We start from the raw sequence: 14,624 nt of genomic DNA, 5'->3' as shown, positions 1-14,624 counted from the left end.
ATCCAGCCAGAATTTTGCGTAACCTGGCCGGGAAACCCCGACCGAACGATTACTTGAGCTCGACTTCGGCGCCTGCCTCTTCGAGCTTCTTCTTGATCTCTTCGGCTTCGTCCTTGGAGACCTGCTCCTTGACGGCCTTGCCACCCGCTTCCACGAGTTCCTTGGCTTCCTTGAGGCCAAGGCCGGTGATGCCGCGGACTTCCTTGATCACGTTGATCTTGGAGGCGCCTGCCGACTTCAGGATGACGTCGAATTCGGTCTGCTCTTCAGCAGCCGCGCCGGCGTCGCCGCCTGCGGGACCGGCCATCATGACCGCGCCGCCAGCGGCGGGCTCGATGCCGTATTCGTCCTTGAGGATGGTCTTGAGTTCCTGGGCTTCGAGAAGCGTCAGGTTGACGATGTCTTCTGCGAGTTTCTTCAGATCAGCCATTGTGACTTCTTTCCGTATCTAGATGTGTTCCAACGTGCGGGATGCAACCCCACGAGGATCCCATTGGGTGCCTTAGGCCGCCTCGGCCTTTTCTTCGATGGTCGACAGGATCGAGGCGATGTTCGAAGCAGGTGCGCCAATCGCGCCGGCGATGTTGGATGCGGGTGCGCCGATGCAGCTTGCGATCTGAGCGATAAGCTCGTCGCGCGAGGGCATCTTCGACACGGCTTCCACACCGGCCCGGTCGAGAGCGCTCTCACCCATTGCGCCGCCAAGAATCTCAAGCTTCTTGTTATCCTTGGCGAAGTCCTCGACCACCTTGGCAGCTGCCACGGGGTCTTCGGAATAGGTCAGAACGGTCATGCCCTCGAGATAGGTCGCGATGCTTGCGCAAGGCTTCCCGTCGAGGGCGATCTTGGCGAGCCTGTTCTTGGCGACGCGTACGGACGCCCCGGCATCGCGTGCGCGACCCCGAAGATCCTGCATCTCGGCAACCGTGAGACCTTCGTAGTGAGACACCACCACGACGCCAGAGCTTTCGAAGATCTGGCCGAGTTCCTCGACCACTTTCTCTTTCTGGGCTCTATCCACAGTTCTACTCCAAGTATTGGAGGGTTTCCCCTCCGGCTCTTTTTGCTGGGCCCTCCGAGGAAAGCCCGGCGATCAGGTCCGAACGGGGTGTCGCAATCGCGGATCCGGCACTTCTTGCGAAGCGAAGGACTGAAAATGCTCTTCCCGTCTCAGGCAGGAATTACGGGGCTACATCAGGGGCAGCACCACCCACCGTCTCGGACGAAACGAGGGCAGTCGCGAATCACACGAATGCCCTCAAGGGTTGCGTCTAAAGAATTTAAGAAATTTTGCCAAGGGGCAGTGGGCGCAAAATGCACCGACATCTGTCACAAGGCTGGGCATCAGCATGCCTTGCCCGCGCGGGCCGGTCAAGATGCATCCGTATTGGGCAGTCTCAGCCTGCGGCCACGCGACGAACCCGCCCGTGGCCTAGGCTGCCACAGCCAGGCCCGACGCCTCGCGCCCGATGTGTGCGACCGGCAGCGACAGGAGCCGCCCCGAATCCGCCAGCACCTGCAGCCGCTCCGGTCCGAACACGTGCAGCTCGGCGTAGATTTTCCACAGCTCCGCTTCGGGCGCGTCGGCCTCCATCGCCGCAAGCAGCGTGTTCTTCATCCGGTCCACATAACCGCGCGAGGACAGCCGCCAATCGAGCTTTGCGCGCCAGTTCATGAAACCGCGATCCACGAAATGCAGGAGATGCGCGCCGTCCGCATGATCCATGATCCGTGCGGCGATCAGGTCACGCCCCTCGACCGCCGCCCAATGCTGGCGGATGCGCACGCGCGAGCCCAACCCGGTCCGCGTGCAGGATTTGCCGGCGATATGGCCCACAAACCCCTCCCGCGTGCGCAGATGCCCCGCGAAATTGGGATAAAGCAATTGCCGCAGCCAGCGCGGTTGGGGCAGCCGGAAATGATACTGTCCGGTATCCTGCGGCGTCTGGACATGCTCCGCGCTGCGGATGGTGACGGCCACGGTTTCCGGCTCCTGCGCATCCAGCTCCTCGGCCAGTGTGCGGCCATCGAGATGAAAGAACTCGTCTCCGTCCAGCGCTGCAAACCAGCCGACCGGCGCCGCGTGATAGGCATAGGTCAGGAAATGGTTCTGCCGCATCGGGAAGGCCTTGTCCGCGCCGATGCCGACACGTTCCCAGAACGCGGCGTTGCCCCGCTCGACAAGGATATCCGGCTCCTGGCTCAGCGCATCGGCAGCGGGATCGTCCGGGTCGTCGAAACACAGATGGAAGCGCGTGACGCCCTGCGCCCGGTGATAGGCGACAAAGCCCCGAACCGCGTCGAGCGGCTCCTTGAGGATGGCGGCCATGGTCAGGTTTTGCGCCACGTGGTTCCTGCCTTCGTCTCTGCCTCGTGCCCGGGCGCGATACGGCCGCGCCTTCTCTTACGTACGCGGGAAAACCTAAAGGACCCGTGCCGCCATGAGAAGAAAAACGGGCGGTCCCGCAGGACCGCCCGTCTTGAAATCGCTCAGGTGATGCAGCGCGGACTCAGCGGCCCGCACCGGTTCGCCCGATCAGTTGCCGGTGGCGTTGGTCACGTCGACGGTGACGCCCGGACCCATGGTCGAGGAGAGCGACACCTTCTTCATGTAGGTGCCCTTCGCGCCCGCGGGCTTCGCCTTGGAGACCGCATCGACGAAGGCGCGGATGTTCTCGACGAGCTTTGCCTCGTCGAAGGACACCTTGCCCACGCCCGCATGCACGACGCCTGCCTTCTCGGCCTTGAACTGAACCTGACCGCCCTTGGCTGCCTCGACGGCTTCCTTGACGTCCATGGTCACGGTGCCGACCTTGGGGTTCGGCATCAGGTTCCGGGGGCCCAGGACCTTACCGAGACGACCGACGATGGGCATCATGTCCGGGGTCGCGATGCAGCGATCGAACTCGATCTTGCCGGACTGGACGGTTTCCATCAGGTCTTCCGCGCCGACGATGTCCGCGCCTGCGGCCTGGGCCTCTTCGGCCTTGGCGCCGCGTGCGAAGACAGCGACTCGCACGGTCTTGCCGGTGCCGTTGGGCAGGCCGACGACGCCGCGGACCATCTGGTCGGCGTGACGGGGATCGACACCGAGGTTCATCGAGATCTCGACGGTCTCGTCAAACTTGGTGTTGGCGTTCGACTTAATGAGGGACACGGCCTCTTCGACGGTGATCTCTTCCTTGCCGGCGAATGCTTCGCGGGCGGCGCGGGTGCGTTTTCCGAGTTTTGCCATCTTACTTCACCTCGATGCCCATGGATTTCGCCGAGCCGAGGACGATCTTCATCGCCGATTCGACATCATTCGCCGACAGGTCCTTCATCTTGGCCTCCGCGATTTCGCGCACCTGCTTGCGGGTGACGGTCGCGACGACCTCACGGCCGGGCGTTTCCGCACCGCGCGGGCGGTTGCGCTTGCCCACGGGCTTCAGACCAGCGGCCTTCTTCAGATAGTAAGACGCGGGCGGCGTCTTGATATCCATGGTGAAGGACTTGTCCTGGTAATAGGTGATCTCGGTGGGGCAAGGCGCGCCCTGCTCCATCTCCTGCGTCTTGGCGTTGAACGCCTTGCAGAATTCCATGATGTTGATGCCACGCTGACCGAGGGCGGGGCCCACCGGCGGCGAGGGGTTGGCTTGACCTGCAGGGATCTGCAGCTTCATCTTGCCAGCAAGTTTCTTAGCCATCTGGCTATCTCCTTTGTCCAACACGTCCCGGGCGCGTCCCGGTCCGTCTTTCGTTGTGTGGTCAGGTCCGCACGACGCGTCGCGCTCGCCTCCCACAATGAACCCGGCTTGACCGGGTGGATGGGTGTTTGCCCATCCTACGCCCTGAGGCGCATTCCGCAGGGCGGGTGAAACCCCACCGCTGCGCCCCGGGTCACCCTTGCTTGGTGACCTGGGTGAATTCCAGCTCGACGGGCGTTTCGCGGCCGAAGATCGACACCGACACGCGCAAGCGCTGGTTGTCCTCGTCCACACCCTCGACCATGCCGTCGAAATCCTCGAACGGACCGTCGTTGACCTTGACCTTCTCGCCCACCTCGAAATGGATGAGCGTGCGCGGGGCTTCTTCGCCTTCCTGCACGCGGCCCAGGATGGCCTGCACCTCGGCGTCCCGCATCGGCATCGGACGGCCTTGGGGGCCCAGGAAGCCGGTAACGCGGTTGATCGAGTTGATCAGGTGGTAGCCCTGATCCGACATTTCCATCCGCACCAGAACGTAACCCGGCATGAACCGGCGCTCGGTGTTGACCTTCTTGCCGCGACGGACCTCGATCACCTCTTCGGTCGGGACGAGAACCTCTTCGATCTGGTCCTCCAGCCCCTGCTCGGCCACCGATGTCCGGATCTGTTCAGCCACCTTCTTCTCGAAATTCGAGAGAACGCTCACCGAATACCACCGCTTCGCCATCTGGCTGTGTCCTTACATTCTGTCGGGCCCGAATGCGCCCAGTCTCAATAGAAAACGGCGTGCCACCCTTGGCGGTGCACGCCTGATCTCGTTAGTTGCGCCGCATTACTAGTCCCGCGGCGCGAATTCAAGCCCCGCGCGCAGGCCCGAAGGCCTCAGCCGCCGAAGATGCCCAACACGCCCTGAAGGCCGCTGCGGATCGCCAGATCGACAAGCGCGAAGAAGATCGCCGTCAGCGTTGCCATGATGAAGACCATGATCGTCGTCAGCACCACCTCGCGGCGTGTGGGCCAGACGACCTTGCTGACTTCGGCACGGACCTGCTGGATGAACTGGATCGGATTGGTCTTGGCCATCGCTTGGACCTTCGCTTGGGTTTGGTTCCGCGGCAGATACGGCTTTGGCCCGCATCTTTCAAGCGCTGTTGCCGCGTGCCCTGCGAAAGCGGACCGCGATGCAACCCCGCCACCCGCCATCTATAGATGAACGCGGGCGCGCAGGGGCGCGCGAACGCCGAAGCCAGGCCTTTGGTTCCCGCGCTCACGCGCACATCACGTCCTTGAGAATTCACGCATTTTCTGCCCCCTGCGCCGGAACGCGGGCCGGGCTGGCGTGTTCTTTTCCCATACCAAGGCGGAACGCTCCGCCGCCTTCGCATAGCGGCCTCGATGCCCGCGAAGGTTTGGAAAAGAGACGAAAAGGACGTACGATTATGAAACGCTTTATGACTGCAACCGCACTGACCCTCGCACTGACCGCACCGGCCTATGCCGCAACCGATGGTGAAGTCGCGACGATCCAATCCTACCTGCCGGAAGCCGACATCTCGGGCTGGAGCGATGCACAGGTGTCCAGCGCCCTGAACATCATCTACTCGAACGACAGCCGCGCCGACATCACCGGCAAGCTCAGCGCTCTCTATGCTGACGAAGAGTTCGTGCCGATGACCGCATCGATCACCGAAGCGGAAATCGCGATCCTCGACGAATACGTGGACGGCGTCGACTACACGATGCTTCCGCAGCCGACCGTCGACGCAGCGATCGCAGCCGCACAAAGCGGTGACGAATCCGATCGTGCCGACCGCGTCCGCGCCCTTCTGCAGGACGATGGCGAAATGGTCAGCGAGATGAACACCGCGACGACGGGTGAAGTTGCCCTGATCAGCAGCTACGCACCGGAAGTCGACGTGATGACGCTGTCGGACGCCGAAGTGAACAGCGCCCTGGCGATCATCTATTCGAACGACAGCCGTGGCGACATCAGCGGCAAGCTGAACGCCCTGTTCAACTAAGATATCTCGGCGGGCATACCGCCTGGAGTTTGAGACGAGTATTCAAGGGGTCCGCATTGCGGGCCCCTTTTTCAGCGTTCGCGGCACCGGGGAGATCGGTCCATCCCAGATCGGACGTTGTCGACAGGCCCGGATGTCGGGCAGTCAACGAGCGATGCGCCCTGAACGCGATACTCGCGCCGCAGCTCTGCCTATATCGATCTGTGGTGAAGTGGCAGGGGCAGCAGGGTTCGAACCCGCGACCTACGGTTTTGGAGACCGTCGCTCTACCAGCTGAGCTATACCCCTATCGCTGACGTGCGATACCGTCCTGCTGGCGCGGTTTCAAGAGGCGATTTTCGCCTTCCGGTTCATCGCGCCCGAGCGCAGGCGGCCACGGCGATGTTTCAAAATCAGCCTTAAATCTCACGCGCGGCGCCCTAATGCGCCGCCCTGCGTGATCGCACGCGCGCAACCGCGTTACCCATATTTCAGTGCGCAAATGCGCAGACATTGTGACGGGAGGCCGTTTGCAGGATTTGTTGCGAAATTCGAGCAAAAATCCCGAACACGTGACGCGGAAATGATGTCTAAATAGCTGATTATAAATGTAAATTATCCACTGCATTCAACTGCATACCTGCCGGGTTTTCAAGGGCAAAAATCCGTGAGCATCCGTGACGAATTCTGTGATTGGCAGAAGGTTCAGGGCCCTCCCATCTGTCAATCACCGGACGGCAACGTCCCTTAGCAAACGCCTCTCGGGGCACAACAAATCGCCCCCCGGGGCACATCAAGGAGAACCATTATGACCAAGTTCGCAACTGCCGCCGCTCTCATCCTCGCAACCGCAACCGGCTCCGCTGCAATCGCCGCGACCGATGGCCAGATCGCCGAGATCGAGCGCTTTGCAAATGTCGACGCATCGGGCCTGTCCAACGCCGAAGTCGCCTCGCTGCTGAACGTCATCCACTCGGGTGACAGCGTTTCCGAGAAGCGCGCGCTCGTCCAGAACCTCGTCGGCAAGTACCAGTAAACGCATCTGACGGGGCTGCCGCCTCTCCCTCGGCGGCCCCATCCCTCCCTCAAAATCCCCTCAAATCAAGGATCTACACCATGACCAAGTTCGCAACCGCCGCCGCTCTCATCCTCGCAACCGCAACCGGCTCCGCTGCCTTTGCCGCGACCGAAGGCCAGATCGCCGAGATCGAGCGCTTCGCAAATGTCGACGCATCGGGCCTCTCCAACGCCGAAGTCGCCTCGCTGCTGAACGTCATCCATTCGGGTGACAGCGTCTCCGAGAAGCGCGCGCTCGTCGAGAACCTCGTCGGCAAGTACCAGTAAGCGCATCTGACGGGGCTGCCGCCTCTCCCTCGGCGGCCCCATCCCTCCCTCAAAACCCCCTCAATCCAAGGATTTCCACCATGACCAAGTTCGCAACCGCCGCCGCTCTCATCCTCGCAACCGCAACCGGCTCCGCTGCATTCGCCGCGACCGAAGGCCAGATCGCCGAGATCGAGCGCTTTGCAAATGTCGACGCATCGGGCCTGTCCAACGCCGAAGTCGCCTCGCTGCTGAACGTCATCCATTCGGGTGACAGCGTTTCCGAGAAGCGCGCGCTCGTCGAGAACCTCGTCGGCAAGTACCAGTAAGCGCGATCCACCCGCGCCTATAACGGCCGGTCCTTTGCGGGACCGGCCGTTTTTCGTTCGGTCAGGCAGCGTTAGGGCGATGCATCCGCGTCGTGTCGCCAACGATGCCGCGGTCAAAGAGGCCCTGGATCTCGGTATCGTCGAGCCCGCCAACCTCCGACAGAACGCTTTCGGTATGCGCGCCGAGCTCGGGCGCAATCTTCGGTGTTTCGCGCGCAAAGCCCGTATAATGCGCAGGATTGCCCGCTACCGGGAATCGGCCAAGCCCGGGCTGGTCGAGCACTGAGAAGATCGGGTTCTCGGGCCCCAGGTCGGGATCCTCCTTCAACGCCTCCGAGACATTTCGGAAAGGCGCCCAGGTGACCCCCGCCGCATCCAGCGCCTTGGCGACCACGGCCCGCGGACGGGCCTCAAACCAGGGCGCCAGGATCGCCGTCAGGTCATGGCGCAGGCGGAAGCGCACACCCTCATCGCCAAGGTTCTGCCCGCTGCGCTGCGCGAAGCGCTGCATCGCCTCCTTGCAGCCCGTGACCTTGACGAGCCCTTTCCATTGCCGCGCCGTCAGCCCGATGACCATGACGCGCTTGCCGTCGGCACACAGGAAATCCTGCCCGTAGGCGCCGTAAAGCGCATTGCCGCATTTCTCCCGCGCCCGGCCTGTCGTGGCCGCCTCGCCGATCATGCCCAGATGCCCGATCGTGGCCGCCGCGATATCCTTGAGGGCCAGCGTGACGCCCTGCCCTTCGCCGCGGCGCAGCCTGTGCCGCTCCGCCGCCAGAAGCGCGTTGACCACGTGACCGCCCGCCGCGACGTCCCAGGCGGGCAGCGCATGCGCCACCGGCGTGTCGGAGCCTTCCGGGCCCGTCATGTCCGGGATGCCGATTGCGGGGTTCACCGTGTAGTCGACCTGCGGACGGCCGTGGCGGTCGCCCATGAGCGTGACGGATACGAGGTCCGGGCGGATCGCGGACAGCGTTTGGTGATCGAGCCAGCCCTTGACCGCAAGATTGGTGATGAAGAGCCCCGCATCCTCGCCCGGCGCGGTGATGAGCCGCGTGATCAGCTCGCGTCCTTCGGGGGCGCGCATATCGATGGCGACCGACTTCTTGCCCTTATTGAGCCCGGCCCAGAAATGGCTCTTGCCGGACGGGGCGACGGGCCAGCGTGTGGCGTCCAGCCCGCCCTCGAGCCGGTCGAAGCGGATCACCTCCGCCCCCATCTGCGCCAGCGTCAGCCCCGCAAGGGGGACCGCCACGAACGCCGATCCTTCGATCACGCGCATCCCGTTGAGAATACCGCTCATGTCCTCTCCTCCCAATCTGCGACGGCTGTCATGCCCTGATGCTCCGCCCCCCGCGCGGTACAGAGCTTGAGGCTCCCGCCCTCGCCCTGCTGTGCCAGCACCCGCATCGGCGCATCCGGGAACATCGGGTGCACGCCGCGATAGCGGAAATGGCGGGGGGGTCGGCCTTGGATCTCCATTGCGAGACGCGCCATGAGCAGCGCCTGAAGCGGGCCGTGCACGACCAGATGGGGGTATTTCTCCACCTCACGGACATAATCGAGATCGAGATGGATCCGGTGCGAATTGAACGTGCAGGCGGAGAAGCGGAACAGCAGCGTGTTGCTCATGGCGAATTCGCGCTCAGCGATGATGTCCTCGGGCGGGGCGACCGGAGGCGGCGGCGCATAGGTTTTCGGCAGTTCGAGATAGACGATGTCGTGCTGCTCCCGGAGCGCCAGACCGTCCTCGCCGGAGACCTCGTGCAGCACTGTCACGAAGACCATCGGTCCCGCGCGCCCATCCTTGCGAACCACGTTTTCGATGACGGAATGACGGGTCAGGCGTTCGCCGACATGCAGGGGTTTCTCGAAGGCCACCGTGCCCCCTGCCCACATGCGCCGGGGCAGTTCGACGGGCGGGAGAAAGCCGCCAAGCTTCGGGTGTCCGTCGTCTCCGAGCCCGGAAATGGGTGTTTCGGGCGGGAACCCCGTCCAGTGCCAAAGCGGCGGCAGAACCTCGCCCTGTGCGAGCGGCCCTTGCCCGGTATCGGCAAGCGTCGCCGTCATCATGCGCGCCATGGTTTCGCCCACGCGTCCCTGAGTGGTTTCCTCGCGGCCGATCCAGTCGGTGATCTGATGCTCTGCCATGAGGCCCCCTACCCGTTCCCGGGAAAGATGACGTCATATTATCAAAAAGCAAGCAATTTCAGTATGTTAATGGAATACAACGGTATGCAGACCGGATGCAGCCGCAGCATTTGGCGGGTAGCCTCTTGGGCGGAAAGCCGATTTTCGATTGCTGCAGATGCAAAGCGATCCGCACAATTCTGCCGAATGTGGCTCTGGACAGATCACGCATGGCGGGCAGCGCGTCTTCCCTCAGCAGGCGCCCGTAGCAGAATAGCAAAAGGCCCCGGACGCGACGTCCGGGGCCTTCGTTGGGCAAGAACCCTGCTGCTTGCCGGTCCCACGCGCAGGCACGGGACGCCAGGAGCCGATTACTTGATGATCTTCGAGACGACGCCCGAACCCACGGTGCGGCCGCCTTCGCGGATGGCGAAACGCAGGCCGTCTTCCATCGCGATCGGTGCGATCAGCTCGACGCCGAACTTCAGGTTGTCACCGGGCATAACCATCTCGGTGCCCTCGGGCAGCGTCACGGTGCCGGTCACGTCCGTCGTGCGGAAGTAGAACTGCGGGCGGTAGTTCGCGAAGAACGGCGTGTGGCGGCCGCCCTCTTCCTTGGTCAGGATGTAGACCTCGGCTTCGAACTCGGTGTGCGGGGTCACGGAGCCCGGCTTGCAGAGCACCTGGCCACGCTCGACGCCCTCACGGTCGACACCGCGCAGCAGCGCGCCGATGTTGTCGCCCGCTTCACCGCGGTCGAGCAGCTTGCGGAACATCTCGACGCCCGTGCAGGTCGTCTTCTTGGTGTCGCGGATGCCGACGATCTCGATCTCGTCGCCCACGTTGATCACGCCACGCTCGACGCGGCCGGTCACGACGGTGCCGCGGCCGGAGATCGAGAAGACGTCCTCGATCGGCATCAGGAACGGCTGGTCGGTCGCACGCGGCGGCTGCGGGATGTACTCGTCCACGGCAGCCATCAGTTCCTTGATCTTGTTCTCGCCGATCTCGGGATCGCGGCCTTCCATCGCAGCGAGCGCCGAGCCTGCCACGATCGGAATGTCGTCGCCCGGGAAGTCGTAGGCGGACAGAAGCTCGCGGACTTCCATCTCGACGAGCTCGAGAAGCTCCTCGTCATCGACCTGGTCGACCTTGTTGAGGAAAACGACCATGGCGGGGATGCCCACCTGACGGCCGAGCAGGATGTGCTCGCGGGTCTGGGGCATCGGGCCGTCGGCCGCGTTCACAACGAGGATCGCGCCGTCCATCTGCGCCGCACCCGTGATCATGTTCTTCACGTAGTCGGCGTGGCCGGGGCAGTCGACATGTGCGTAGTGACGGTTCTCGGTCTCGTATTCCACGTGTGCGGTCGAGATCGTGATGCCGCGGGCCTTCTCCTCGGGCGCGCCGTCGATCTGGTCATACGCCTGGAAGTCGCCGAAATACTTGGTGATCGCCGCCGTCAGCGTGGTCTTGCCGTGGTCAACGTGACCGATCGTGCCGATGTTGCAGTGCGGCTTCGAGCGATCGAACTTTTCCTTTGCCATCTTGTCAGACGCCTCGTGTAGCTTGGGGGGCCGCACGCGGCCCGGTTCACATCGCGGGCGGGATATTGAATGGCACGGGGAAAATCAAGCGGCACTTGAGCCGAAAGCGGAAATGCAAAAACCCGTCTCACATACCCTTCCCGGAGGCGTGCCGTTTCAACGGGTTGGATGGTGCGCCGTGTCCCAAGTGATTTGCAAGTCGCGTCAGTTGGCGGGCGCGCTCAGCTCCGGCTCCTCGACCGCGGCCATCACGCCGCTGCCGGTGGCAGGCTGGGCCGCTGCGGTCTCGTCGGTGGCGTCGCTATCGGCGTCCTCCGAGGCCGGATCGACCGCGTCTTCCGCGGCTTCGGGCACGATGGGTTCGCCCGCACCCGGACCGCCAAACCAACCGGCATCGCGCTGCTGTTTGCGCATGTAGGTCTCGATGGAGAGCGCAATATTGGCCGACAGCGCTTCCATCTGCTCTTCCTTGGTCTGGCCAAGACCCGAGCCCACGATGAACGTATCCGTCGACGGCGCTTCGATCACGCTGAGCTGCATGGCCTCTTCGTTGAGCTTTTGCCCCGTCGCATCCTCGAAGACCGTGACATTCACGATGAGCGCCGATTTCGGCGTGAAGACAAGCGGGATGCCGGGCTGCGCCAGAACATAGCCCTCGATGGAGACGCCCAGGTGGTAGAATTCATCGCCCTGGTAACGGCGGAACCGCTCCTCGATGGCGCTGTCGACAGCGGCGATCCACTCCTCGTCGGTGGCATCGCGCGAGGCGGGGCCTTTGACGATATTGGGCGCGATGACGACCGCATGGCCGAGCTTGAACGTACCGATGGGTTCCACCGGCTTTTTCAGCTCGCGCTGGCCGTCGGCACAGGCGGCGAGGAATGTGAGGCAGGCGAGAAGGGAAAACAGGCGGCGCATGGGATCGGACCTTTGGGTCGGGCTGAACTGACCTTGGGGTGTATCCGCTTGCACGCCGGGGTGCAATTGACGGCTCCTTGAGCCGCGATGCCGCGCCTCAAGTGGTTCTGACTTCCGCCTTCCGGGACCAAAGCGTCCACTGGGCGTCCCGCCGCTCGTCAGCGGTTTGCCCCTGCCCTCCGGGCCTGCGCTCCGCGCTTCCGGGGGCCGCAGCGTCCACTGGACGCTGCGCCGGTTTCACCGGTTCGCGCCCGGAACCCACAACACGTCCGCGCGGCCGTCGTCATTGGCGATACGGGCGGCGACGAAGAACCAGTCCGACAGGCGGTTGAGATATTTCACCGCCGCCTCGTTCACCGATTCCACTGCCGACAGCTCTATCGTCTTGCGCTCGGCGCGCCGCGCGACCGTCCGGCAATGGTGCAGATGCGCCGCGAGGGCCGATCCACCGGGCAGGATGAAGCTGCGCAGCGGCTCCAACCGCTTGTTCATCGCGTCGATTTCCGTCTCGAGACGCGACACCTGCTCGGGAACCATGCGCAGGACGGGATATTCCGCCTCACCATCCTTGTGCATGTCCGGACGGCAAAGATCGGCGCCGGTGTCGAAAAGATCGTTCTGAATGCGCGCCAATTGCGCGTCGAGATCGCCCTCCGCATGCAGCCGGGCGATGCCGACCACGGAATTCAGCTCATCCACCGTGCCGTAGGCGGCGACGCGGGGCGCATGCTTGGCCACGCGCGTGCCGTCGCCTAGCGCCGTCTCACCGGCATCGCCGGTGCGTGTATAGATGCGATTGAGAACCACCATGATATCAGCCTCCCCGACGGACCCAGACGAACAACAAGATCAAGAGCACCGCGATGAATTGCGCCGCGATGCGCCAGCGCATGACCTTGTTGGCATGTTTGCGATTGAATTCGCCACCCTTGGCGAAGCCGCCGATACCGACGAGCAGGATGACGACGACGGCCAACATGACCACCGCCATCAGAATGAAAAGGGGATCGTTCATCATGAGCGGGATCCTATCAGCCTTCTTCGAATTGCGCGTTGAGGCCACACCTAGCCGCGCTTCGGCGAAAATCGATCAAATTCGCCATCGACCTCGCCGCGCCCCTTACCCTTTCGACACGATCCGGTCGAGCGCACGGGTCGGCAGAAGCCGTTTCAGCACGCCCATCGCATGGGTGGGCTTGGTGACGAAATAGCGCGGGCGGGGCTTGTCAGCCTCGATGGCATGGATGAGTTTTTCGGTCACGGCGGAGGCAGGCAATTCGAAGCGGTTGCCGCCCGACCCCTCGTAGAGCTTGGTGAGCAGCGTCGCGCGATATTCGTCAGCGCGCGGGCTCGCCTCCCAGTCGATCCAGCGCTCGAACGCGCGGATGGCGTTCTTGCGGAAATCCGTGTCGATCGGGCCGGGTTCGATCAGGCTCACCTCGATGTTCTCGGGCGCCATTTCCAGCCGCAGCACATCCGCCCAGCCTTCAAGCGCGAACTTCGTCGCGCAATAGGCCCCGCGGTATTTCATGCCGATGAAACCCAGAACCGACGAGTTCAGAACGATCCGGCCATGTCCCTGCTTGCGCATGATCGGCAGGATTTCTCGCGTCAGCGCGTGCCAGCCCAGGAAATTGGCCTGAAAGGCAGCATCCATTGCCTCGGCCGGAACATCCTCGAGAGGTGCCGGGATCGCATAGGCGCCATTGTGGAACACCGCGTCGAGCGTGCCGCCCGTCGCCTCCAGGATCGACGCGAGCGCCGGGGCGAAGGTGGCGCGATCGGTGTAGTCGAGCTGCGGCGCGCTGAGGCCTTCGGCGTCGAGGCGCGCGCAATCATCGGGCGCGCGACAGGACGCGAAAACCTGCCAGCCACGTGCGGACAAGGTGCGGGCCGCATCAAGGCCGATCCCGCTGGAACAACCGGTGATCAGAATGCTCTTGGTCATGCCCGCCTTTTGGCGGCCATCGGTCAGATTGGCAATCGCCCGGGGTTCAGTTCGCGGCCGCCGTCACCAGGTAATCGGCCATCCAGCCGATCCGCTTGCTGTCCACGACACGCAGCTTCAGCCAGCCGCCTTCGGCGCGCAAAACCTCGACCTCGGTGCCCTGCGACAGCTGCGTGACGACGGAATGTCCGGTGCCGGGCCCGAGCCGCATATTGACCCGCGTGCCTGCCACTTCGCGCATGTCGGCGACGCGTTCTTCGGCGGCGGAGGGGGCGGACGCCTCGGACGCAACCTCGGGCATTGCGACGTCTTCGCGACGGGTCAGCAGAATGTCGGAAACGCGTCCCTGCGCCGCAACGTCGCTCGGTGCTGCGGGGCGGAGCGAGGCCAGTTGAACCTGCGCGCCGCGGGTAACGTCTTCGGAAGTGTCGCGCGATGCCGGGGCGTTGCGCGCCGGTGCGGTGGGTACGTTCGCAACCTCGCGCGGCGCTTGCGCCGAATCGGCGACAGGCGCAGAGGCCGGAGCGGAGGCCAGCGCATCTGCGTCCTTTTCGATGTACCAACCCGGTTCGAAATCAGCGCCGCCGCTCAATTCGTAATAGGACCATCCGAGCACGGCAAAGCTCAGCAAAACAAAACGAGACATACCCACCCCCATGGGAGAAAAATCACATTTGAAAATGAAGCCGCTGGCAGCGCGGCCCCAATAAGATACGCGATTCTCAACGCGCGGCTAAGCGAAA

At 63.5% G+C, this 14,624-nt stretch carries 19 protein-coding genes and 1 tRNA gene; 4 read left to right on the top strand and 16 right to left on the bottom strand.

The window, feature by feature from the left end; genetic code table 11:
• Nucleotides 1-49 precede the first annotated feature (49 nt).
• From rplL to secE, 7 genes are all read right to left on the bottom strand, one after another.
• On the bottom strand, nt 50-430 hold the full coding sequence (gene rplL, locus FIV09_RS02260; protein WP_152448466.1) for a 50S ribosomal protein L7/L12: 381 nt from the start codon (nt 428-430) through the stop codon (nt 50-52).
• Nucleotides 431-502: 72 nt separating this feature from the next.
• Complete coding sequence (gene rplJ, locus FIV09_RS02255) at nt 503-1,021, bottom strand: 50S ribosomal protein L10 (protein WP_152448465.1); 519 nt, start codon at nt 1,019-1,021, stop codon at nt 503-505.
• Nucleotides 1,022-1,432: 411 nt separating this feature from the next.
• On the bottom strand, nt 1,433-2,347 hold the full coding sequence (locus tag FIV09_RS02250) for a glycosyltransferase family 2 protein (RefSeq protein WP_152448464.1): 915 nt from the start codon (nt 2,345-2,347) through the stop codon (nt 1,433-1,435).
• Between the two features lie 189 nt (nt 2,348-2,536).
• Complete coding sequence (gene rplA, locus FIV09_RS02245) at nt 2,537-3,235, bottom strand: 50S ribosomal protein L1 (protein WP_152448463.1); 699 nt, start codon at nt 3,233-3,235, stop codon at nt 2,537-2,539.
• A gap of 1 nt (nt 3,236) precedes the next feature.
• Complete coding sequence (rplK, locus tag FIV09_RS02240; RefSeq protein WP_152448462.1) at nt 3,237-3,686, bottom strand: 50S ribosomal protein L11; 450 nt, start codon at nt 3,684-3,686, stop codon at nt 3,237-3,239.
• Nucleotides 3,687-3,879: 193 nt separating this feature from the next.
• Nucleotides 3,880-4,413: a transcription termination/antitermination protein NusG gene (gene nusG / locus FIV09_RS02235; RefSeq protein ID WP_152448461.1), complete on the bottom strand. Its 534-nt coding sequence runs from the start codon at nt 4,411-4,413 to the stop codon at nt 3,880-3,882.
• Between the two features lie 155 nt (nt 4,414-4,568).
• Entirely contained in the window at nt 4,569-4,769 is a 201-nt protein-coding gene (gene secE / locus FIV09_RS02230) for a preprotein translocase subunit SecE (RefSeq protein ID WP_152448460.1), read from the bottom strand.
• A 356-nt stretch (nt 4,770-5,125) separates the two neighbouring features.
• Here secE and FIV09_RS02225 point away from each other — a divergent pair, with 356 nt between their 5' ends.
• Entirely contained in the window at nt 5,126-5,707 is a 582-nt protein-coding gene (locus FIV09_RS02225) for a hypothetical protein (protein WP_152448459.1), read from the top strand.
• Nucleotides 5,708-5,919: 212 nt separating this feature from the next.
• Here the strand turns inward: FIV09_RS02225 and FIV09_RS02220 are convergent.
• A tRNA-Trp gene (locus FIV09_RS02220) sits at nt 5,920-5,995 on the bottom strand.
• A gap of 499 nt (nt 5,996-6,494) precedes the next feature.
• Between FIV09_RS02220 and FIV09_RS02215 the strand changes: the two genes are divergently transcribed.
• From FIV09_RS02215 to FIV09_RS02205, 3 genes are all read left to right on the top strand, one after another.
• Complete coding sequence (locus FIV09_RS02215; RefSeq protein WP_152448458.1) at nt 6,495-6,722, top strand: hypothetical protein; 228 nt, start codon at nt 6,495-6,497, stop codon at nt 6,720-6,722.
• 80 nt (nt 6,723-6,802) lie between these two features.
• Entirely contained in the window at nt 6,803-7,030 is a 228-nt protein-coding gene (locus FIV09_RS02210; RefSeq protein WP_152448457.1) for a hypothetical protein, read from the top strand.
• 80 nt (nt 7,031-7,110) lie between these two features.
• A complete protein-coding gene (locus FIV09_RS02205) occupies nt 7,111-7,338 on the top strand; it encodes a hypothetical protein (protein ID WP_152448457.1) in 228 nt (75 codons plus the stop codon).
• 61 nt (nt 7,339-7,399) lie between these two features.
• Here the strand turns inward: FIV09_RS02205 and FIV09_RS02200 are convergent, their stop codons facing one another.
• From FIV09_RS02200 to FIV09_RS02165, 8 genes are all read right to left on the bottom strand, one after another.
• Nucleotides 7,400-8,641 carry a CoA transferase gene (locus FIV09_RS02200; protein ID WP_152448456.1) on the bottom strand — a complete coding sequence of 414 codons (1,242 nt, stop codon included), beginning with the start codon at nt 8,639-8,641 and terminating at the stop codon, nt 7,400-7,402.
• Nucleotides 8,638-9,489 (bottom strand): MaoC family dehydratase N-terminal domain-containing protein, encoded by an 852-nt coding sequence (locus FIV09_RS02195; protein ID WP_152448455.1) that lies wholly within the window; start codon nt 9,487-9,489, stop codon nt 8,638-8,640. Before FIV09_RS02195 ends, FIV09_RS02200 begins: the two co-directional genes overlap by 4 nt.
• Nucleotides 9,490-9,839: 350 nt before the next feature.
• Complete coding sequence (tuf, locus tag FIV09_RS02190) at nt 9,840-11,015, bottom strand: elongation factor Tu (protein ID WP_152448454.1); 1,176 nt, start codon at nt 11,013-11,015, stop codon at nt 9,840-9,842.
• 204 nt (nt 11,016-11,219) lie between these two features.
• Nucleotides 11,220-11,933 carry a hypothetical protein gene (locus tag FIV09_RS02185; RefSeq protein ID WP_216646441.1) on the bottom strand — a complete coding sequence of 238 codons (714 nt, stop codon included), beginning with the start codon at nt 11,931-11,933 and terminating at the stop codon, nt 11,220-11,222.
• 237 nt (nt 11,934-12,170) lie between these two features.
• Nucleotides 12,171-12,743, bottom strand: a complete 573-nt coding sequence (locus tag FIV09_RS02180; protein ID WP_152448453.1) for a cob(I)yrinic acid a,c-diamide adenosyltransferase — start codon at nt 12,741-12,743, stop codon at nt 12,171-12,173.
• 4 nt (nt 12,744-12,747) lie between these two features.
• Nucleotides 12,748-12,951 carry a twin transmembrane helix small protein gene (locus tag FIV09_RS02175; RefSeq protein ID WP_152448452.1) on the bottom strand — a complete coding sequence of 68 codons (204 nt, stop codon included), beginning with the start codon at nt 12,949-12,951 and terminating at the stop codon, nt 12,748-12,750.
• 102 nt (nt 12,952-13,053) lie between these two features.
• Nucleotides 13,054-13,881, bottom strand: a complete 828-nt coding sequence (locus tag FIV09_RS02170; protein WP_152448451.1) for an SDR family NAD(P)-dependent oxidoreductase — start codon at nt 13,879-13,881, stop codon at nt 13,054-13,056.
• Nucleotides 13,882-13,927: 46 nt separating this feature from the next.
• Entirely contained in the window at nt 13,928-14,527 is a 600-nt protein-coding gene (locus FIV09_RS02165; protein ID WP_172975605.1) for an SH3 domain-containing protein, read from the bottom strand.
• Between the last annotated feature and the right edge of the window lie 97 nt (nt 14,528-14,624).

This window comes from Roseivivax sp. THAF197b, assembly GCF_009363255.1.
Classification (GTDB): domain Bacteria; phylum Pseudomonadota; class Alphaproteobacteria; order Rhodobacterales; family Rhodobacteraceae; genus Roseivivax.
Note: the sequence above shows the minus strand (reverse complement) of the source record. Positions and strands in the feature narration are given on the sequence as shown.